At 68.3% G+C, this 19,981-nt stretch carries 17 protein-coding genes; 16 read left to right on the plus strand and 1 reads right to left on the minus strand.

All coding sequences use genetic code 11. The features are described from left to right. Positions 1–51: 51 nt before the first annotated feature. The 8 genes from ACFWAY_RS11590 to mutM all read left to right on the plus strand — a co-directional run bounded on the left by ACFWAY_RS11590 (position 52) and on the right by mutM (position 7,945). Entirely contained in the window at positions 52–3,456 is a 3,405-nt protein-coding gene (locus ACFWAY_RS11590) for a pyruvate carboxylase (RefSeq protein ID WP_378450211.1), read from the plus strand. Beyond that, positions 3,453–4,019: a 16S rRNA (guanine(966)-N(2))-methyltransferase RsmD gene (gene rsmD / locus ACFWAY_RS11595; protein ID WP_378510708.1), complete on the plus strand. Its 567-nt coding sequence runs from the start codon at positions 3,453–3,455 to the stop codon at positions 4,017–4,019. The genes ACFWAY_RS11590 and rsmD overlap by 4 nt, the downstream gene beginning before the upstream one ends. Beyond that, positions 4,016–4,510: a pantetheine-phosphate adenylyltransferase gene (gene coaD, locus ACFWAY_RS11600; protein WP_073359143.1), complete on the plus strand. Its 495-nt coding sequence runs from the start codon at positions 4,016–4,018 to the stop codon at positions 4,508–4,510. Before rsmD ends, coaD begins: the two co-directional genes overlap by 4 nt. Before the next feature lie 108 nt (positions 4,511–4,618). After that, entirely contained in the window at positions 4,619–5,392 is a 774-nt protein-coding gene (locus tag ACFWAY_RS11605) for a DivIVA domain-containing protein (protein WP_378510732.1), read from the plus strand. Between the two features lie 158 nt (positions 5,393–5,550). Beyond that, on the plus strand, positions 5,551–6,111 hold the full coding sequence (locus ACFWAY_RS11610) for a YceD family protein (protein ID WP_378450213.1): 561 nt from the start codon (positions 5,551–5,553) through the stop codon (positions 6,109–6,111). Positions 6,112–6,113: 2 nt separating this feature from the next. Further along, positions 6,114–6,296, plus strand: coding sequence for a 50S ribosomal protein L32 (rpmF, locus tag ACFWAY_RS11615; protein WP_005240446.1), 183 nt, complete (start codon positions 6,114–6,116; stop codon positions 6,294–6,296). Between the two features lie 19 nt (positions 6,297–6,315). Continuing rightward, a complete protein-coding gene (rnc, locus tag ACFWAY_RS11620; RefSeq protein WP_378450214.1) occupies positions 6,316–7,074 on the plus strand; it encodes a ribonuclease III in 759 nt (252 codons plus the stop codon). Next, positions 7,067–7,945 (plus strand): bifunctional DNA-formamidopyrimidine glycosylase/DNA-(apurinic or apyrimidinic site) lyase, encoded by an 879-nt coding sequence (gene mutM / locus ACFWAY_RS11625; protein WP_378510709.1) that lies wholly within the window; start codon positions 7,067–7,069, stop codon positions 7,943–7,945. The genes rnc and mutM overlap by 8 nt, the downstream gene beginning before the upstream one ends. Here the strand turns inward: mutM and ACFWAY_RS11630 are convergent. Beyond that, on the minus strand, positions 7,887–8,591 hold the full coding sequence (locus tag ACFWAY_RS11630; protein WP_378450216.1) for a pyridoxamine 5'-phosphate oxidase family protein: 705 nt from the start codon (positions 8,589–8,591) through the stop codon (positions 7,887–7,889). The genes mutM and ACFWAY_RS11630 overlap by 59 nt on opposite strands. Positions 8,592–8,738: 147 nt before the next feature. Here ACFWAY_RS11630 and ACFWAY_RS11635 point away from each other — a divergent pair, with 147 nt between their 5' ends. From ACFWAY_RS11635 to ACFWAY_RS11670, 8 genes are all read left to right on the plus strand, one after another. Then, on the plus strand, positions 8,739–9,179 hold the full coding sequence (locus ACFWAY_RS11635; protein ID WP_009479711.1) for an OsmC family protein: 441 nt from the start codon (positions 8,739–8,741) through the stop codon (positions 9,177–9,179). Continuing rightward, positions 9,179–10,108 carry a hypothetical protein gene (locus tag ACFWAY_RS11640; RefSeq protein WP_378510733.1) on the plus strand — a complete coding sequence of 310 codons (930 nt, stop codon included), beginning with the start codon at positions 9,179–9,181 and terminating at the stop codon, positions 10,106–10,108. Before ACFWAY_RS11635 ends, ACFWAY_RS11640 begins: the two co-directional genes overlap by 1 nt. Before the next feature lie 5 nt (positions 10,109–10,113). Beyond that, complete coding sequence (locus tag ACFWAY_RS11645) at positions 10,114–10,383, plus strand: acylphosphatase (RefSeq protein ID WP_378450218.1); 270 nt, start codon at positions 10,114–10,116, stop codon at positions 10,381–10,383. 22 nt (positions 10,384–10,405) lie between these two features. Further along, the gene (gene smc, locus ACFWAY_RS11650; RefSeq protein WP_378510710.1) at positions 10,406–14,011 is read left to right on the plus strand and encodes a chromosome segregation protein SMC; all 3,606 of its coding nucleotides are present in this window, start codon (positions 10,406–10,408) and stop codon (positions 14,009–14,011) included. A 66-nt stretch (positions 14,012–14,077) separates the two neighbouring features. Beyond that, on the plus strand, positions 14,078–15,496 hold the full coding sequence (ftsY, locus tag ACFWAY_RS11655; protein ID WP_378510711.1) for a signal recognition particle-docking protein FtsY: 1,419 nt from the start codon (positions 14,078–14,080) through the stop codon (positions 15,494–15,496). A 260-nt stretch (positions 15,497–15,756) separates the two neighbouring features. After that, positions 15,757–17,076, plus strand: a complete 1,320-nt coding sequence (locus ACFWAY_RS11660) for an ammonium transporter (RefSeq protein WP_210752954.1) — start codon at positions 15,757–15,759, stop codon at positions 17,074–17,076. Positions 17,077–17,080: 4 nt separating this feature from the next. Then, positions 17,081–17,419 (plus strand): P-II family nitrogen regulator, encoded by a 339-nt coding sequence (locus ACFWAY_RS11665; RefSeq protein WP_005240467.1) that lies wholly within the window; start codon positions 17,081–17,083, stop codon positions 17,417–17,419. Next, a complete protein-coding gene (locus ACFWAY_RS11670; RefSeq protein WP_378510712.1) occupies positions 17,409–19,961 on the plus strand; it encodes a [protein-PII] uridylyltransferase in 2,553 nt (850 codons plus the stop codon). The genes ACFWAY_RS11665 and ACFWAY_RS11670 overlap by 11 nt, the downstream gene beginning before the upstream one ends. Positions 19,962–19,981 lie beyond the last annotated feature (20 nt).

Here is a 19,981-nt window from a genome sequence, read left to right on the forward strand (position 1 = left end):
ATGTGGGATGCCATTTCTCCGCGGCCGTCCGCGGCGGGGTAGTTTGCTCCAATGTTCTCCAAAGTCCTGGTCGCCAACCGTGGCGAAATTGCGATCCGCGCTTTCCGTGCCGCCTACGAACTAGGTGCTGGAACAGTTGCGGTGTTCCCGTATGAGGATCGGAACTCGATCCACCGTCTGAAGGCTGATGAGAGTTATCAGATCGGCGAGGAGGGACACCCGGTTCGGGCGTACCTCTCCGTCGACGAGATCGTCTCCGCGGCCAAGCAGGCAGGCGCCGACGCCATCTACCCCGGCTACGGCTTCCTTTCCGAGAACCCGGATCTCGCCGCCGCGTGCGCCGAGGCGGGCATCACGTTCGTGGGTCCCTCCGCCGAGGTGCTCGAGCTCACCGGCAACAAGGCACGCGCGATTGCCGCGGCGAAGGCCGCCGGTCTGCCGGTGCTGGCGTCGTCGGAGCCGTCTGCCGATGTGGACGAGCTGCTGGCCGCGGCCGAGTCCATGCAGTTCCCGCTGTTCGTGAAGGCCGTCGCCGGTGGTGGTGGCCGCGGCATGCGGCGCGTCGCGGAGCGGGCTCAGCTCAAGGAGTCCATCGAGGCCGCCGCGCGTGAGGCAGAGTCGGCGTTCGGTGACCCGACGGTGTTCCTCGAGCAGGCCGTCGTCGACCCGCGGCACATCGAGGTCCAGATCCTGGCCGACGGTCAGGGCAACGTCATCCACCTGTTCGAGCGGGACTGCTCGCTGCAGCGTCGTCACCAGAAGGTGATCGAGCTCGCGCCTGCACCGAACCTGTCGGAGGAGCTGCGGGCGAAGATCTGCGCGGACGCGGTGGCGTTCGCGAAGGAGATCAACTACTCCTGTGCGGGCACCGTCGAATTCCTCCTCGACACCCGCGGCAACCACGTCTTCATCGAGATGAACCCCCGCATCCAGGTCGAGCACACCGTCACCGAAGAGGTGACGGATGTCGATCTCGTGCAGTCGCAACTGCGGATCGCGTCGGGGGAGACCCTCGCGGATCTGGGTCTGAGCCAGGACAAGATCACGCTGCGCGGTGCGGCGCTGCAGTGCCGCATCACCACCGAGGACCCGGCCAACGGATTCCGTCCGGACACCGGTCGGATCACCGGCTACCGCACCCCGGGTGGTGCCGGTATCCGCCTCGATGGCGGGACGTCGGTCGGGGCGGAGGTTTCCGCGTACTTCGATTCGATGCTCGTCAAGCTCACATGCCGGGGCCGCGACTTCGAGACCGCCGTCGCCCGGGCCCGCCGCGCGGTCACCGAGTTCCGCATCCGCGGGGTCTCGACGAACATCCCGTTCCTGCAGGCAGTGCTCGACGACCCCGATTTCAAGGCCGGCCGGGTCACCACCTCGTTCATCGAGGAGCGCCCCGAGCTGCTCACGCTGCGCAGCTCCGCCGACCGTGGCACGAAGATCCTCACCTACCTCGCCGACGTGACGGTGAACAAGCCGCACGGCGAGCGGCCGTCGGCGGTGTACCCGCGCGACAAGCTGCCCCAGATCGACCTGTCCACCCCGCCGCCGGACGGCAGCCGCCAGAAGCTCCTCGCCCTCGGTCCCGAAGGGTTCGCCAGGGCACTGCGGGAGCAGAAGGCCCTCGCCGTCACCGAGACCACGTTCCGCGACGCCCACCAGTCGCTGCTCGCGACCCGGGTGCGCACCAGCGGTCTGCTCGACGTCGCCGGACACGTCGCCCGGCTGACCCCGGAACTGCTGTCCATCGAGGCGTGGGGCGGTGCCACCTACGACGTGGCGCTGCGGTTCCTGCACGAGGATCCCTGGTACCGGCTGTCGGCGCTGCGGGAGGCCGTGCCGAACATCTGCCTGCAGATGCTGCTGCGTGGTCGGAACACCGTCGGGTACACCCCGTACCCGGAGAAGGTGACGCGGGCGTTCGTCGAGGAAGCCACGAACAGCGGCATCGACATCTTCCGCATCTTCGACGCCCTCAACAACGTCGACCAGATGCGGCCGGCCATCGACGCCGTCCGCGAGACCGGCACCGCCCTCGCCGAGGTCGCCCTGTCCTACACCGGCGACCTGTCGAACCCGAACGAGAAGCTGTACACCCTCGACTACTACCTGCGCCTGGCGGAGGAGATCGTCGACGCCGGTGCGCACATCATCGCGATCAAGGACATGGCCGGACTGCTTCGCGCCCCGGCCGCCACCACCCTGGTGACGGCGCTGCGCAAGAACTTCGACCTGCCCGTGCACGTGCATACCCACGACACCCCGGGTGGTCAGCTCGCGACCTACCTGGCCGCGTGGCACGCAGGCGCGGACGCGGTCGACGGGGCCTCGGCCGCGCTGGCGGGCACGACCAGTCAGCCTGCGTTGTCGGCGATCGTGGCGGCGGCCGCGCACTCCGAGTACGACACCGGCCTGGACTTGCAGGCCGTGTGCGACCTCGAGCCGTACTGGGAGGCGCTGCGCAAGGTCTACAAGCCGTTCGAGTCCGGTCTGCCGGCCCCGACCGGACGCGTCTACACGCACGAGATCCCGGGCGGTCAGCTGTCGAACCTGCGCACCCAGGCCGTCGCTCTCGGTCTCGGCGACAAGTTCGAGGAGGTCGAGGCCAAGTACGCGGCCGCCGACCGCATGCTCGGCCGCCTCGTGAAGGTCACCCCGTCGTCGAAGGTGGTCGGCGACCTCGCCCTGCACCTCGTCGGATCCGGTGCGTCCACCGAGGAATTCAAGGAGAACCCGGCGAAGTTCGACATCCCCGATTCGGTGGTCGGGTTCCTGCGCGGCGAACTGGGCACCCCGCCCGGCGGCTGGCCCGAACCGTTCCGCACCCGGGCACTCGAAGGGCGCGGCGAAGCGAAGCCCGAGGTGGCTCTGTCCGCGGACGACGAGAAAGCCCTCTCCGGCACGTCCACCGAACGCCGCGCGACGCTCAACCGCCTGCTGTTCCCCGGCCCGACGAAGGAATTCCTTGAGCACCGGGACAAGTACGGCGACACCTCGCAGCTCTCGGCGAACCAGTTCTTCTACGGCCTGCGCCGCGGCGACGAGCACCGGGTCCGCCTCGCACAGGGTGTCGAGCTGATCATCGGGCTCGAGGCCATCTCCGAACCCGACGAGCGTGGATACCGCACCGTCATGTGCATCCTCAACGGGCAGCTGCGTCCGGTGTCGGTGCGCGACCGGTCCATCTCCAGTGAGCTCCCGGCCGCGGAGAAGGCCGACAAGAACAACCCCGGCCACGTTCCGGCGCCGTTCGCCGGTGTGGTGACCCTCGCCGTGACCGAGGGCCAGCACATCGCTGCCGGCGACACGATCGCGACCATCGAGGCCATGAAGATGGAAGCGGCCATCACCGCACCCCGCGGTGGCACGGTCTCCCGGCTGGCGATCGGATCGGTCCAGCAGGTGGAGGGCGGCGACCTCCTCGCCGTCGTGTCGACGGGGGAGTCCGCGAGCGAGTGACTCGGATCATCGCGGGACTCGCGGGCGGTCGACGCCTGCGGGTCCCGCCGAGCGGGACCCGGCCCACCTCGGACCGGGTCCGCGAGGCATTGTTCAGCGCCCTGCACAGCCGGATGGACCTCGAGGGCGCGTCCGTCCTCGACCTCTACGCGGGATCGGGGGCGCTCGGCCTGGAGGCGCTCTCCCGGGGTGCGGACCGCGTCGTCCTCGTCGAGTCCGACTCGAAAGCGGCGGGCATCATCAAGCACAACGTGACGACGGTCGGTCTGCCGGGCGCGGAAGTGCGTGGCGCTCCAGTGGCCGCGGTGGTCGCGGGCACCGCCGACCGGCCGTACGACCTGGTGATGGCAGATCCGCCGTACGCCGTCGACGACGCGGCGGTGCAGACGGTGCTCGGCCACCTGCGGGTCAACGGCTGGGTGGGCGACGGCTCGATCGTGGTGCTCGAGCGGTCGTCGAGGTCACCCGAGACGGCCTGGCCCGAAGGCTTCGCGCCCGTCAAGGCGAAGAAGTACGGCGAGGCAAGAATCGAATTGGCGACCTGCTACGGTCTGGACTCATGACTGGCGCTGTCTGCCCCGGATCCTTCGACCCCGTGACCAATGGCCACCTTGACGTGATCGGCAGAGCTGCCGCGCAGTTCGACGAGGTCATCGTGACGGTCATGGTCAACAAGAGCAAGCGTGGCCTGTTCACCGTCGACGAGCGCATCGAGATGCTCGAAGACTCGACCAGTGAGCTGCCCAACGTGCGGGTGTCCTCCTGGCACGGCCTTCTGGTGGATTACGCCAAGCAGCAAGGGATCACAGCGATCGTCAAGGGCCTGCGCGGCGCCAACGACTTCGACTACGAGCTGCAGATGGCGCAGATGAACCAGAAGCTCAGTGGCGTCGACACCCTCTTCATCCCGACCAACCCCACCTACAGCTACCTGTCGAGTTCGCTCGTGAAGGAAGTGGCCACGTTCGGTGGCGACGTTTCCGACATGCTGCCCGAGAAGGTGCACGCCCGTCTTCTCGCGAGGATCGCCGAGCGCGCCGCCGAGAGCAGCTGATACCCGACACACCGGCTGCCACGACACACCCGCGGCGTCCGGTCGGGCAGACTTGCACGAAGACGGCTGCGCCGACCTGCTGAGGGTCATGGATGATTGGGGTTGCTTGTGTACCGGGTATTCGAGGCGCTCGACGAACTTGTCGCGATTGTCGAAGAGGCACGCGGCGTACCGATGACCGCCGGCTGCGTGGTTCCACGCGGTGACGTCCTCGAACTGCTCGACGACGTGCGCGATGCGATTCCCGGTGAACTCGACGACGCCCAGGACGTCCTGGACCACAAGGACAAACTGGTGGGGGACGCGCGGTCCAACGCGGAGAAGACCGTCTCCAGCGCCAACGTCGAGGCGAACTCCACCATCGAGAACGCGCGAGACGACGCCGACCGTATTCTGGCGGACGCGAAGGCGCAGGCCGACCGGATGGTCGCCGAGGCCAGCGCGCACGCCGAGCAGTTGGTCACGGACGCGCGCGCCGAGGCCGAGTCCTCCGTCGCGGAAGGCCAGCGTGAGTACGACGCACTCACGGGTCGTGCGCGGTCCGAGGCCGATCGCATGATCGAGTCGGGCAAGGCGTCCTACGAGAGGTCCGTTGCGGAGGGCACGGCGGAGCAGGCGCGCCTCGTCTCGCAGACGGAGGTCGTCCAGGCGGCGCACGCCGAGTCGGCCCGGGTGATCGACTCCGCGCACGCCGAATCCGATCGTCTCCGCTCGGACTGCGATCTGTACGTCGACACGAAGCTCGCGGAGTTCGAGGACTTCCTGAACGGCACGGTCCGGTCCGTGGGGCGGGGACGTCAGCAGTTGCGGACCGGTTCGGGTGTTCCCGACTACGCCTCGGACTACGACGTCGACGACCGCCGGGCCGAGCGTCGCCGCTGAGCGACCGTCAGGCCGGCGCGCTCCATCGAATTTGGCTCCACCGCGCAGATTGCGTATCGTGGAGTGGTTGCCCTTTGTCGTTTCCCTTTTCTCGAAAGTGAAGTTTGTTGTCATCCCATCGCCACAGCTCATCGCGTTCCCGTCGGGACGCGGACTTCGTGCTGGACACGGTCAAACTCGGCCGTCGTCCCGGTTCGATGCGCACCGTGGAACGGGTGGTGACGGCGCCACGGCGCATCGGTCTCGACCTGATCGCCATCGAGGAAGGATCGGAGATCGATCTCGATCTCCGGTTGGAGGCCGTATCCGAGGGGGTCCTGGTCACGGGTTCGTTGCGAGCCGATGCCGCGGGGGAGTGCTCGAGATGTCTCGAGCCGTTATCCGACACGGTGGACCTGACTCTCACGGAGCTGTTCGCTTACCCGGACAGCGCCACGGAAGAGACCACGGAGGAGGGGGAGGTCTATCACGTCGTGGACGACGAGATCGACCTCGAACCCGTCGTGATCGACGCCGTCGGCCTCGCACTGCCGTTGCAGCCGCTCTGCAGTGACGACTGCCAAGGATTGTGCCCAGAATGTGGCGTTCGCCTGGCGATTGCCGAATCTGGCCATGGGCATGACATACTTGATCCTCGCTGGGCTGGTCTTGCAGCCAAATTTGGCGTGGAATCAGAACCCAGCAAGAATCTTGTGAACACCGAAGCCGAGGAGAAGTAGAAGTGGCTGTCCCCAAGCGCAGAATGTCGCGATCCAACACGAGGTCGCGTCGCAGCCAGTGGAAGACCACTGTGCCTACCCTCGTCACCTGCCCCAACCGTGGCTGCGGCGAGAAGACGCTGCCCCACGTCGCGTGCCCGTCGTGTGGCACATACAAGGGCCGCCAGGTCACTGCCGCCGTTTAGTTCTCCGCGGAGAGGCGTTGTGACGAGCGACATCAGTAATACACCCGCCGGCGGCGAGGAGGATCATGCTTCCCTCCTCGCCGCCCTCGGCGTAGAAATCGAGCCTTCGCTGCTCACCCTGGCGTTGACGCACCGCTCGTATGCGTACGAGAACGGTGGTCTCCCCACCAACGAGCGTCTCGAATTTCTAGGTGACTCCGTGCTCGGAGTCACCGTCACCGAGAAGCTGTACCTTGCGCATCCCGAGAAGTCCGAGGGCGACCTCGCGAAGATTCGGGCGAGCATCGTCAACATGCACGCGCTCGCGGAGGTGGCCCGCGCTCTCGGTGAGGGCGGCCTCGGTGCCCATCTCCTGCTCGGCAAGGGCGAGGAGATGACCGGTGGCCGTGACAAGCCGAGCATCCTGGCCGACGGCATGGAGTCGATTCTCGGCGCCATCCACCTCGAGCACGGCATCGACACGGCGCGACGCGTCGTACTCGACCTCTTCAGCGACCTCCTCCAGCGAGCCCCCCGTCTCGGCGCGGGTCTGGACTGGAAGACGAGTCTGCAGGAGTTGACCGCGGAGCGTGGCGTCGGTGTCCCGGCGTACGAGATCACCGCGACCGGCCCGGACCACGACAAGGAATTCACCGCCACCGTGATCGTCGGAGGCAAGCCCCTCGGCGTCGGTATCGGTCGATCCAAGAAAGAGGCCGAGCAGAAGGCTGCGAGCACGGCGTGGAATGCGTTGTCCGACGCAGGCCCCGACGTAGCGGCCGACGACGTCAGTGCCTGAACTACCCGAAGTCGAGGTAGTCCGGCGCGGACTCGAACGCCACATCGTGGGGGCGTCGATCGATTCCGTCGACATCCTGCACCCGCGGGCGATTCGGCGTCATCTCCCCGGCGCCGCCGACCTCGCCGGACAGCTCACCGGCGAACGCATCGCGAGCGCCGACCGTCGTGGAAAGTATCTGTGGCTTGTCCTCGAACCCAGCACGGTCGCTCTCGTGGTGCATCTCGGCATGAGTGGTCAAATGCTCGTGCAGCCACCGGAATTGCCGACCGAAAAGCATCTGCGCATCCGGGCCCGGCTCGATTCCGGTCTCGACCTCCGGTTCGTCGACCAGCGGACGTTCGGGGGCTGGGCGCTGGCGCCCCTCGTCGACGTCGACGGCTCGCTCGTGCCGGATTCGGTGGCGCACATCGCCCGCGACCCACTGGATCCGCGGTTCGACCTCGCGGCCACCGTGAAGGTCGTGCGCGGCAAGCACACCGAGATCAAGCGTGCGCTTCTGGACCAGACCGTCGTTTCCGGCATCGGCAACATCTACGCCGACGAGGCGCTGTGGCGCGCCCAGATTCACGGAAATCGGCTCACCGACAGGTTGAGTGGGCCCAAGATCCGTGAAGTGCTCACGGCCGCCCAGGAGGTCATGCGTGAGGCACTCACCCAGGGCGGCACGTCCTTCGACGCGCTCTACGTGAACGTCAACGGCGAGTCGGGCTATTTCGACCGTTCGCTGTCCGCCTACGGTCAGGAGGATCGCCCGTGCCCGCGGTGCGGCACCGCGATCCGGCGGGAGAAATTCATGAACCGCTCGTCGTTCAGTTGCCCGAAGTGCCAGCCGGCACCACGGAGAAGCCCGGCGAAATCGTCTGTGTGAGCGCGGCGGTCACGGCCTCCTCGGCGAACTGACCGTCGGTGTCGTGGCGCGGTGTCGCCTTGGCGTCGAAGTAGTCGCCGCCCTTGCGTTTCACGTCGTCGGTGCCCCACTCACGGTGGCGGGGGACCGGTGTCATTCTCGGAATGTGCTTGCGGCAGTGGATGTATGCCTCCTCTACCTCCACGACCACCCAGCGTTCCGGGATCCGGCCGTTCGTGTGGTCCGCAGGCAGATCCACGATGTCGGAGCGCAGGACGGGGTCTTCGACGATCCGTGCCGAACCGTTCACGTGCAGTCCGATGAGGTCCTGCACGAAGTCCACGAGAATGATTCCGACGTGCGGGTTTTCCCGGATGTTGCCGAGGCTCGCCATCACGCCGTTGCCGCGGTACTCCGGGTACGCGAGGGTCTTCGAGTCGATGACGTGCATGAATCCCGGTGTCCCGGCGCGCAGACTGTTGTCGCATTCGCCGGATGCATCGGCGGTGGCGATGAAGGCGATCTCCTGGCGTCCGATGAACTCGATCATCGTCGGATTGAGATGATCCAGCATCTGATCCGAGTAGAACTTGGCGGCACGATCCTCGGTGCCGTACTCGGACTGAAGTTGGCGCTCTCCCGCACTACCGATCTGGCCCATCTGCATTCCCCGCTACGTCTCGGCGTCATTGGTCGGTTCACCCTACGGCCCACCGGTTCCCTCTGCTGAGAATCCTCGTTCACAATTGCGCGGAAACCGCTGCCGCCCACCCACCTACCTGGCGTTGTGCCGATCGGTGGCAGGATTGAGCGCATGGCAGAACAGACTTCCGACACGACGGCGCCCACCTCACTGTGGGTCGAGCGAACGGGCACCCGGCGGTACACCGGCCGCAGCTCGCGCGGCGCCGAGGTCCTGATCGGCTCCGAGGGCGTGGAGGGCGTGTTCACCCCCGGGGAACTCCTGAAGATCGCACTCGCCGCGTGCAGCGGAATGAGCTCGGACTTCCCGCTGTCGCGGCGGCTGGGTGACAACTACGACGCCACCATCCGGGTGTCCGGTGCCGCCGACCGGGAGAACGAGGTATACCCGCAGCTGGACGAGGTGCTGGAGCTGGATCTCAGCGAGCTCGACGCCGACGCGCAGGAGCGTCTGGTGGCGCTCGTGGAACGGTCGGTCGACAAGGTCTGCACGGTCGGGCGGACACTGAAGGCCGGGACGACGGTGACGTTGACCGTCCAAAGGGAAGCATGATGCGGCGTGAGCTGGCGGCGCTCGCGGGCGGGACGGCGCTCTGCGCGGGTCTGCTCGTGGTCGCTCCCGCGGCTGCCGGGCCCGCGTTCTCGCCCCCCGGCGGTGCGTGCACCCCGTGGTCGGTGTCGGAGGTGACGTCCGGGGCGGGTGTTCTCGAGAACCTGGCCTTCGACGGCGCGGGCACCATGCTGGTGTCGCGAACAGGCCTGGTCGGCGGCGGAGCCCTCGACGGGGTCGCCCCTGACGGCACCGTCACCCCGATCGTGCCCGAGATCGAGTCGCCCGGCGGAATCGCTGTCGACGGCGCCGACGCGTACTTCGCCACTGGGAACTCCTTCGCCGCCGGAGTCACGGGCTCGGCGAGCGGCACGGTCGACGTCGTGAACCTCGACACGGGTGACAGACGAACGGTGACCGAGGGGCTGGTCATGCCGAACGGGCTCGTCCGGCTGAGCAACGGAGACATCCTCACCGCGCGGAATCTGGGCTCCGGGGCAGGACTGACCCGTGTTCCGGCCGCGGATCCCCACACACCGGAGGTCGTGCGCACCGATCTGGGAACGGTCGACGGACTCGCCGTGCACGACGGCAACGTCTACACGGTGACGACATTCGACACGACCACCACGCTGCGCATCCTCCGCGAAGACGACCTCGGCGGTCCCGTCGTATCGGTCGAGCTGCCCGGCTCCGGGCCCCTCAACGCGGCCGACGACCTCACTGTCGGACCGGACGGCATCGTCTACGTCGCCTACAACGGCGGCGGCAAGGTGGTGCGGGTCGATCCCACGACGGGTGAGAGCTGCGCCCTGGCGTCCGGGCTGCCGCTCGTGTCCTCGGTGCGGTTCGGCGCCGGACCGGGCTGGGATCCGGACGCGCTCTACGCCACCAGTTTCACCGGGAAGATCTACAAGCTCGAGCAGTCGTGACGGACATGGAGAGGATGACCGCGTGGGTGCACGGTTACGTGCAGGGTGTGGGATTCCGGTGGTGGACCCGCGCCCGCGCCCTGGAACTCGGCCTCGACGGATACGCGGCCAACCAGAAGGACGGCCGCGTGCTCGTCATCGCCGAGGGACCTCGGGACAAGCTGGAGACCCTGCTGACGCTGCTGCGGTCGGGAGACACGCCGGGCGCCGTGGATCTCGTCGTGGAGCAATGGGATTCCGCCCGCGGCGACCTCACCGGGTTCGTGGAACGGTGAACCGCAGGTAAAGTTCTCCGTCATGCATCTGAAGAGTCTGACGCTGAAGGGATTCAAATCCTTTGCGTCCGCAACGACTCTGCGATTCGAGCCGGGAATCACCTGTGTCGTGGGGCCCAACGGGTCGGGTAAGTCCAACGTCGTCGACGCGCTCACGTGGGTGATGGGGGAGCAGGGAGCGAAGGCCCTGCGCGGCGGCAAGATGGAAGACGTCATCTTCGCCGGCACCGCCGGGCGGGCGCCCCTCGGGCGCGCCGAGGTCACACTGACCATCGACAACTCCGACGGCGCCCTGCCGATCGACTACTCCGAGGTGTCGATCACCCGGCGCATGTTCCGCGACGGCGCCGGCGAATACGAGATCAACGGCAGCTCGTGCCGGCTGATGGACGTGCAGGAACTGCTCAGCGACTCCGGCATCGGCCGGGAGATGCACGTGATCGTCGGTCAGGGCCGCCTCGCCGCCATCCTCGAATCACGTCCGGAGGACCGGCGCGCGTTCATCGAGGAAGCGGCCGGCGTCCTCAAGCACCGCAAACGCAAGGAAAAGGCGGTCCGCAAACTCGACGCGATGCAGGCCAACCTGGCACGCCTGAACGACCTCACGGCGGAACTGCGGCGCCAGCTCAAACCACTCGGACGGCAGGCCGAGGTGGCGCGCCGCGCCCAGACCGTGCAGGCCGACCTCCGCGACGCGAAGCTGCGGCTCGCCGCCGACGACCTGGTCACGCGACGCGAGGACCTGGCCAACCAGGCGCAGGACGAGAAGGTCGCGCGCGAGCAGCACGACCAGGTCACCGAGGCCCTCGACGAGTCCAATCTGGAGCTGGGACGGCACGAGCAGGAACTGTCGAGGCTCACACCGGGTGCGGAAGCGGCCGCGCAGACGTGGTTCCAGCTGTCGGCACTCGCGGAGCGCGTCAACGCGACCATCCGCATCGCCCGCGAGCGGGCGCGCCACCTCGACTCCGAGCCCTCCGCGAACCGCGGTCAGGACCCGGACGAGATGGAGGCCCGCGCCGACCGGATCGCGGCGGAGGAAATGGAGCTCGTCGAAGCCGTCGAGATGGCGCGCGCGGCGCTGGACGCGGCCAAGGAGCAGCTGGCACTGGGGGAGGAGACCGCCGCCGAGGCGGAACGGGCTCACATGGCGGCGGTCCGGGCGATCGCCGACCGCCGTGAAGGCCTGGCCCGGCTGTCCGGGCAGGTCGACACGCTGCGCACCCGCGCCGACTCCGTCGACGCCGAAGTGTCCCGGCTGACCGTCGCGATCGAAGAGGCCCGTCAGCGCGGCGACGCGGCGCAGTCCGAGTTCGAGGTCGTCCAGGACGAAATCGGTGACCTCGACGCCGGCGAGCTCGGGCTGGATTCCCACCACGAGCGTGCCGTCGAGGCGCTGCGCCTGATCACCGAACGCGTCACGGAACTCCAGGCCGAGGAGCGCGCCGCCGGGCAGGAAGTGGCATCCCTGCGTGCCCGGATCGACGCGCTGTCGATGGGCCTCGAACGTAAGGACGGCGCCGGCTGGCTCGTCGAGAATCGGGGCGAGCACGGTATCCGGGGACCGATCGGTGGCCTCATCACCGTGGAGAAGGGGTACGAGGGCGCGGTCGCGGCGGCGATGGGCCCCGCCGCGGACGCCGTCGTCGCCGAATCCATCGACGCCGCCCGCAGCGCAGTCGGTGCGCTGAAGGAGACGGACAGCGGACGGGCGTCCCTGTTCATCGGAACCGATCAGGTCGCACCGAACGGCGGGCACCTGGACTCCGGCGCCCGGTGGGCCGTCGACGTCATCGAGTGCCCCGCCGAACTGCGGACCGGGCTCGCGGCGCTCCTGGGCGGAGTGGTCGTGGTCGAGTCCATCGACGACGCCGTCGAGACCGTCCGGCGCAGGCCCGACGTGCGCGCGGTCACCCGCGACGGAGATCTCCTCGGAGCCGGCTGGATGAGTGGCGGGTCGGACCGTCAGCCGAGCACCCTCGAGGTCCAGGCTGCCATCGACAACTCGGTGCAGGATCTGGCCCGCGCCGAACGTCGCGCCGAGGAACTGTCCGCGGCACTGTCCGGCGCGGTCGCGGAACAGGCCGACCGCCAGGAGAACGCCGAGCAGGCATTGGCCGCGCTGAACGAGTCCGACGCCGCGATGTCCGCCATCTACGAGCGCCTCGGCCGCCTCGGCCAGGCCGCGCGGGCCGCACACGCCGAATCCGATCGGCTCATGGCGCAGCGGGAGAAGGCCGAGAGCGGTCGCGAGGACACACTGACCGCGCTCGCCGAACTCGAGGAACGGCTGCGCCTGGCGGAACAGGACGGGTCGCCCGCCGGTGCCGACACGGGTGGATCCGATACGACGAGCTTCGATCGTGAAATGGCGGCCGCGGCGCTGGCCGAAGTGCGGGCCGTGGAAGTGGAAGCCCGGCTGTCCGTGCGCACGGCCGAGGAGCGCGCCGAATCGGTGCGCGGCAAAGCCGACTCCCTGCGCCGCGCCGCCCAGGTGGAACGCGACGCACGCGCCCGGGCCGAACGTGCGATGAAGGCCCGCCAGAACGCGGCCGCCGTCGCGGCGGCGGTCGCCGAGTCCGGACAGCGGGTCGCCGAGCACCTCGGCGACGTCGTCGCCGCCGCGATGGCGCACCGCGACGAACTCGCGCGGGCACGCATCGAGCGCACGACCCAACTCGAACAGGTGAAGGAAAGGGTGCGCCAGCTGACCGGACAGCTGGCGTCGCTCACCGACGCCGTGCACCGCGACGAGGTGGCTCGCGCCCAGGCCGCGCTGCGCATCGAGCAGCTCGAGGAGGCGATCCTCGAACAGCACGGGATCGGCCTGGACGATCTGATCGCCGAATACGGCCCCGATGTCACGCTGCCGCCGTCCGCGCTCGAGATGGAGGAGTACGAGCAGGCGAAGGAGCGCGGCGAGCAGGTCACGATGCCCGCGCCGATCCCGTACGACCGCGCCACGCAGGAACGTCGCGCGAAGCGTGCCGAGAAGGACCTGGCGACGCTCGGCAAGGTCAACCCGTTGGCACTCGAGGAGTTCGCCGCGCTCGAGGAGCGCTACAACTTCCTCTCGACACAGCTCGAGGACGTGAAGACCGCCCGCAAGGATCTCCTCGGGGTGGTGGCCGACGTCGATGCCCGCATCCTGCAGGTGTTCACCGAGGCCTATTCGGACGTCGAACGCGAATTCGTGCAGGTGTTCGCGAAACTGTTCCCCGGTGGTGAGGGCAGGTTGGTGCTCACCGACCCGTCGAACATGCTGACCACCGGCATCGAGGTGGAGGCCCGCCCGCCCGGCAAGAAGGTCAAACGGCTGTCGTTGCTGTCCGGTGGCGAGAAGTCGCTGACGGCGGTGGCGATGCTCGTGGCGATCTTCCGGGCCAGGCCGTCCCCCTTCTACGTGATGGACGAGGTGGAGGCCGCGCTGGACGACACGAACCTGCGTCGTCTCATCGGGTTGTTCGAGCAGTTGCGGGAGAAGTCGCAGCTGATCGTCATCACCCACCAGAAGCCGACGATGGAGGTGGCCGACGCACTCTACGGCGTCAGCATGCGCGGCGACGGCATCACCACCGTCATCTCCCAGCGGCTCCGTGGCCAGGACATGGCGGCCGCGGACGCCTGATTCCGGTCCGGGCCGGGACTGTGCGCGCGGGAAGGCAGTGCGCGACGAAATCCGGAGCCTGAAACAATGGGCGGCGTGACTACCGGAGCTTGGATTGCCATCGCGGCCGCACTGGCCGTACTTCTCGTCGTTCTCGTCGTCGGGTCCCTCCTGTATCGGCGTCGCCGGATCTCCCTGAAGGCGCCGGACACCCCGCAGGTCACCACGGCGGAGAAGGACCGCTCGGGCAGTTACCGGGCGGACGGCGGGTTCAACTTCAGCCAGGGGTCGACGGCGACGGCGCCGCCACGTCCGCCTGCGCCCGAGCCGGTTCTGCCGAAGCCGGCGCCCGAACCCGAGGTGGTAGCGCCCGAACCCGAGGTGGTAGCGCCCGAACCCGAGGTGGTCGCGCCCCCGGCGCCGGAGAAGGCCCCCGAGCCGGAGAAGGCTCCGGAGAAGCCCACGGCCCCGCCGGAGCCGGTCACCTACGAACCGGTCGTCGCGCCCGAGGTCGAACCGGAACCCGAGGTCGCGCCCGCTCCCGAACCCGAACCGGCTCCCGCCGCGCCGGTGCTCGACGTCATCGCTCCCACCGAAGGACGGCTCGACCGTCTGCGTGGGCGGCTGTCCCGTTCACAGTCCGCGGTGGGCAAGAGCCTGCTCGGACTGCTCGGCGGTGGCGACCTCGACGAAGACTCCTGGGAAGAGGTGGAGGACACCCTCCTCATCGCCGACCTCGGCTCGGCGACCACCACGAAGATCGTCACGTCGCTGCGTGAGCAGATGGCGTCGCGCAGCGTCCGCACCGAGGCCGACGCCCGCGCGCTGCTCCGCGAAGTCCTGGTCGCCGAACTCCGGCCGGAACTCGATCGCTCGATCCGTGCCCTGCCGCACGACGACCACCCGGCGGTCCTGTTGGTCGTCGGCGTAAACGGCACCGGCAAGACCACCACCACCGGCAAGCTCGCGCGTGTTCTCGTGGCCGACGGCAGGCGCGTCCTGCTCGGTGCCGCCGACACGTTCCGTGCCGCCGCAGCGGACCAGCTGCAGACGTGGGCCGAGCGGGTGGGCGCCGAGGTGGTGCGCGGGAAGGAGGCCGCAGATCCGGCGGCCGTCGCGTTCGATGCCGTGTCCAAGGGAATCGACAACGGCGTCGACGTAGTACTGATCGATACCGCCGGCCGGCTCCACACGAAGACGGGACTGATGGACGAGCTCGGCAAGGTCAAGCGGGTCCTCGAGAAGAAGGCGTCGGTCGACGACGTCCTTCTGGTTCTCGACGCGACCATCGGTCAGAACGGCCTCGCGCAGGCGCGGGTGTTCGCCGAGGTCGTCGACATCACCGGTGTGGTGCTCACCAAGCTCGACGGCACCGCCAAGGGCGGCATCGTGTTCCAGGTTCAGCACGAACTCGGGGTTCCCGTGAAGCTCGTCGGACTCGGCGAGGGCGCCGACGATCTGGCGCCGTTCGAGCCCGGCGCCTTCGTCGACGCGTTGCTCGGCTGACGAGGCGATCCGACGGCCGTCTCGGGGTTCCGGACGGCTCCGGGGGGATGAAACCGACCGCAAATCGCCTGGCGAAATGTGTACGCAACAAAATAGGCCGATGCGTTCACGCGCGCGAAACAGTGCAGTGGCACAGCCGAAACACCAACTGAGCACCCTTCTTCTCAGGTCGTCAGCCGCAACCGGCTGGGCAGAGAAGGAGGAGGCTCAAGGTGGATTTCCCCACTATCGGTGCACCGGACACCGGGGACACAGCGTGGATGCTGACCAGCGCCGCGCTCGTGTTGCTCATGACTCCGGGTCTTGCGTTCTTCTACGGCGGCATGGTGCGGGCCAAGAGCGTGCTGAACATGCTCATGATGAGCATCAGCGCGATGGGTGTCGTCGGCATCCTGTGGGTTCTCTACGGCTACTCCATGGCCTTCGGCGAGGACAAGGGGAACCTTGTCGGTGATCCGTTCCAGTACTTCGGGCTCAAGGGACTGTTCGGCGGGTCCTACCTGGCCGAGACCGACGACGCCGGTTCGGTCATCGCCGATTCCGCGATCCCGCTCGTCGGCACCATCCCCGCGACGGTATTCGTCGCGTTCCAGGCAATGTTCGCGATCATCACCGTCGCCCTCATCTCGGGTGCCGTGGCGGATCGCCTGCGCTTCGGTCCCTGGCTGCTGTTCGCCGGCCTCTGGGCGACGGTCGTGTACTTCCCCGTGGCGCACTGGGTCTTCGCCTTCGACGGCGTCACCGCCGAGACCGGTGGCTGGATCGCCAACAAGCTCGCCGCGGTCGACTTCGCGGGTGGTACCGCTGTCCACATCAACGCCGGCGCCGCCGGTCTCGTCCTCGCGATCATCCTCGGCAAGCGCAAGGGATGGCCGGGAACCCCGTTCCGGCCGCACAACCTGCCCTTCGTGATGCTCGGCGCCGGCCTCCTCTGGTTCGGCTGGTTCGGTTTCAACGCCGGTTCGGCCGTCGGTTCCAACGGCATTGCCGGAGCAACCTTCATCACGACCGTCATCGGAACGTGCGCAGCCATGCTCGCCTGGCTCCTGGTCGAGCGGATTCGCGACGGCCACGCCACCACACTCGGTGCGGCGTCCGGAATCGTGGCCGGCCTGGTTGCCATCACGCCTTCCTGCTCCTCGGTGAACGTCCTCGGCGCACTCGCCATCGGCGTCGTGGCAGGAGCACTCTGCGCGCTCGCGGTCGGACTCAAGTTCCGCTTCGGATTCGACGACTCGCTGGACGTCGTCGGTGTTCACCTCGTCGGCGGCATCGTCGGAACGCTGATGGTCGGCCTGGTCGCAACAGCTGAGGCGCCCGCGGGTGTTGTCGGACTGTTCTATGGTGGAGGCCTCGACCAACTCTGGCGTCAGGCAGTGGGCGCCGGAGCAGTACTGCTTTACTCGCTCGTCGGTACGGCCGTCGTCGCGTTGATCGTGAAGTTCACGATCGGTCTGCGGCTCAGCGACGAGGGTGAATCACTTGGAGTGGACGAGTCGGAACACGCAGAAACTGGCTACGATTTCGCCGCTCTCGGCGGAAACTCGGCAACTGCTCGTGTATCCGGCAAGGAGGGATGAGGAAATGAAGCTGATCACAGCAATTGTCAAGCCGTTCACTCTGGAGGACGTGAAGACCGGACTCGAGCAGGCGGGCGTCCTCGGGATGACCGTCAGCGAGGTCCAGGGGTACGGCCGGCAGAAGGGCCACACCGAAGTCTACCGAGGTGCCGAGTACTCGGTCGATTTCGTTCCTAAGGTCCGGGTCGAGGTCGTCGTGGACGACGCTGCTGTGGACAAGGTCGTCGAGGTGATCGTCGAGGCGGCACGCACCGGCAAGATCGGTGACGGCAAGGTCTGGGTCTCACCGGTCGAGTCGGTCATCCGGGTGCGTACCGGGGAACGCGGCGCGGATGCGCTCTGACCCCAACGGGTCCGGTAAGACCGGCCCTGGTCCCGTCGCCAAGGCGCCGGAACCAGGGCCGGTTGCGTCAGGCGGATCGGACGAAGCAGCGGACCTGGCCCGCGCACGCAGGCAACTGCTCACCGGGGGTTCCGAGACCGGCCCCGGCGCAAGGAATCCCGCAGGTCACGGGCGCCGGCTCGACGCCGCTGCGCTGCGTCACGCACTCGTCGACCTGCACGAGTTCTGGTTGACCACAAAGGGTGCCGAGCTGGGCATCAAGCCCGACAGCGGTTTCGCGCTCGTCGCGGTCGGTGGGCTCGGCCGGCGGGAACTCCTGCCGTACTCGGATCTCGACCTCCTCCTGCTTCACGACGACATGGATCCGGCGGTCGTCTCGCAGGTGGCCGACCAACTCTGGTATCCGTTGTGGGACGCGCACATCAAGCTCGACCACAGCGTCCGCACCATCCCTCAGGCACTGCAGGTGGCGGACACGGACATCACCGCGGCCCTGGGAATGCTCGAGGCGCGTCACATCGTCGGCGACGTCGAGCTGACAAATCTGCTCATCAGTGGGGTACGCCGGCAGTGGCGCACCGACATCCGCAACCGTTTCGACGGCCTCATCGAGCAGACGCGGTCGCGCTGGGAACGCAGTGGCGAGATCGCCCACCGCGCAGAGCCCGACCTCAAGAGCGGTCGCGGTGGACTGCGGGACGTACAGTTGCTCAACGCGCTGTCTATCGCGCAGCTCACCGACGGCATGCCGGGGCTCGGTCCCGAGTCGCCCGGCGGGGGATTGGCACTCGCACATCGCCGGCTGCTCGACGTCCGCACCGAGCTGCACCGGGTCGCCGGTCGCTCCCGCGATCAGTTGCGGGCGCAGGACGCCGACGAGATCGGCGCCGCACTGCGGATCGGCGATCGATTCGACCTCGCGCGCATGCTCAGCGATGCCGCGCGCACCATCAGCTACTCCGTCGACGTCGGTGTGCGGACGGCCGGGCACGCCCTGCCGCGGCGCGGCCTGGCGCGGTTGCGCCGACCACCGGTGCGGCGGCCGCTCGACGAGGGTGTCGTCGAGCACGCCGGCGAAGTGGTGCTGGCACGCGACGCCCGGCCGGCGAAGGACCCCGGCCTCGTGCTGCGGGTCGCGTCGGCGTCGGCGACGACGGGTATGCCGATGTCGGCGTCCACTCTGAATCGCCTGGCCGACAACGCCCCCGAGCTGCGCGAGCCGTGGCCGAAGGAGGCGCTGAACGATCTGCTGGTGATGCTCGGCGCGGGTAGCCGCGCCGTCGCGGCGATCGAGGCTCTCGATCGGACCGGGCTGTGGGGCAGGCTACTTCCCGAGTGGGGTGCCGTCCGGGACCTGCCGCCGCGGGACGCCGTGCACACGTGGACGGTGGACCGTCATCTCGTCGAGACCGCCGCCTACGCCAGTAGGTTCACCACCCGCGTCGCCCGCCCGGACCTGCTGATGCTCGGTGCGTTGCTGCACGACATCGGCAAGGGTCGCGGCGGCGACCACAGTGTGGTCGGCGCGGAACTGGCCACCCAGATCGGTAAGCGCCTCGGATTGTGGCCCTCGGACGTCGCGCTGCTGACGGCGATCGTGCGCCACCACCTGCTGCTGCCGCACACCGCGACGCGGCGTGACCTCGACGATCCCGAGACGGTCGAGCGGGTCGTGGAGGCGCTCGGCGGCGACGGCGTCCTGCTGGAGTTGCTGCACGCGCTGGCGGAGGCGGATTCACTGGCGACGGGTCCCGGTGTGTGGGGCGACTGGAAGTCGTCACTGATCGGGGAACTCGTGCGGCGCTGCCGCCTCGTCATGGCGGGAGAGGTGCTTCCCGCACCCGATCCGCTCGATCCGGAACACGTCGCGCTGGCGGCGTCGGGTGGCGTGCACGTCGCACTGGTCCCCGCCGACAGTCCCCACACGTATGTGGTGACGGTCATCGCCCCCGACCAGCGGGGGCTGCTGTCGAAGGCGGCGGGCGTGCTCGCGCTGCACTCCCTGCGGGTCTACTCCGCGTCCCTGGGCAGCGCCGAGGGGTCGGCGGTCAACTCGTTCGTCGTGTCCCCGAGGTTCGGGGCCCCCCCGCAGGCGGGTCTGCTGCGGCAGGAGCTGATCCGCGCGCTGGCGGGGGAGCTGAATCTGCTGGAGATGCTCACGGCCAAGGAAGAGGAGGCTCGCGAGAGCCAGCGAGTGGCTGCCGTGGAGGAACGGGGCGAAGCCGCGGTGCCGGTGCAGTACGCACAGGCGCCGCCGCGGGTCATCTGGTTCGACACCGCGTCACCCGGCGAGATCATTCTCGAGCTCAGGGCCGAGGACCGGCTGGGGCTGCTGTCCAGGCTGGCCGACGCGTTCGACACGTGCGGCGCCGACGTCCGCTGGGCGCGCGTGACCACCCTGGGTTCGTCGGTTATCGACTCGTTCTGCCTCGATCTCGGCGGCGGGGACACCCGGGCGAGCCGGGAACAGGTCGAGAGCGCGATCCTCGGCGTCGTTCCGCTCACGAAGCCGAAGAAGCAGGAGGGCAGCGGGGGAGAATGAACGACAGGACGTGAGCGGCT

The organism is Rhodococcus sp. NPDC059968 (genome assembly GCF_042738615.1).
Lineage (GTDB): Bacteria > Actinomycetota > Actinomycetes > Mycobacteriales > Mycobacteriaceae > Rhodococcus_F.

Coding starts and splice junctions, on each gene's coding strand:
- ACFWAY_RS11665 (WP_005240467.1), top strand. CDS start 17,081: ATGAAGCTGATCACAGCAATTGTCAAGCCGTTCACTCTGGAGGACGTG.
- ACFWAY_RS11635 (WP_009479711.1), top strand. CDS start 8,739: ATGGCAGAACAGACTTCCGACACGACGGCGCCCACCTCACTGTGGGTC.
- ACFWAY_RS11590 (WP_378450211.1), top strand. CDS start 52: ATGTTCTCCAAAGTCCTGGTCGCCAACCGTGGCGAAATTGCGATCCGC.
- coaD (WP_073359143.1), top strand. CDS start 4,016: ATGACTGGCGCTGTCTGCCCCGGATCCTTCGACCCCGTGACCAATGGC.
- ACFWAY_RS11640 (WP_378510733.1), top strand. CDS start 9,179: ATGCGGCGTGAGCTGGCGGCGCTCGCGGGCGGGACGGCGCTCTGCGCG.
- ACFWAY_RS11660 (WP_210752954.1), top strand. CDS start 15,757: ATGCTGACCAGCGCCGCGCTCGTGTTGCTCATGACTCCGGGTCTTGCG.
- ACFWAY_RS11670 (WP_378510712.1), top strand. CDS start 17,409: ATGCGCTCTGACCCCAACGGGTCCGGTAAGACCGGCCCTGGTCCCGTC.
- smc (WP_378510710.1), top strand. CDS start 10,406: ATGCATCTGAAGAGTCTGACGCTGAAGGGATTCAAATCCTTTGCGTCC.
- ACFWAY_RS11630 (WP_378450216.1), bottom strand. CDS start 8,591: ATGCAGATGGGCCAGATCGGTAGTGCGGGAGAGCGCCAACTTCAGTCC.
- ftsY (WP_378510711.1), top strand. CDS start 14,078: ATGGGCGGCGTGACTACCGGAGCTTGGATTGCCATCGCGGCCGCACTG.
- ACFWAY_RS11645 (WP_378450218.1), top strand. CDS start 10,114: ATGGAGAGGATGACCGCGTGGGTGCACGGTTACGTGCAGGGTGTGGGA.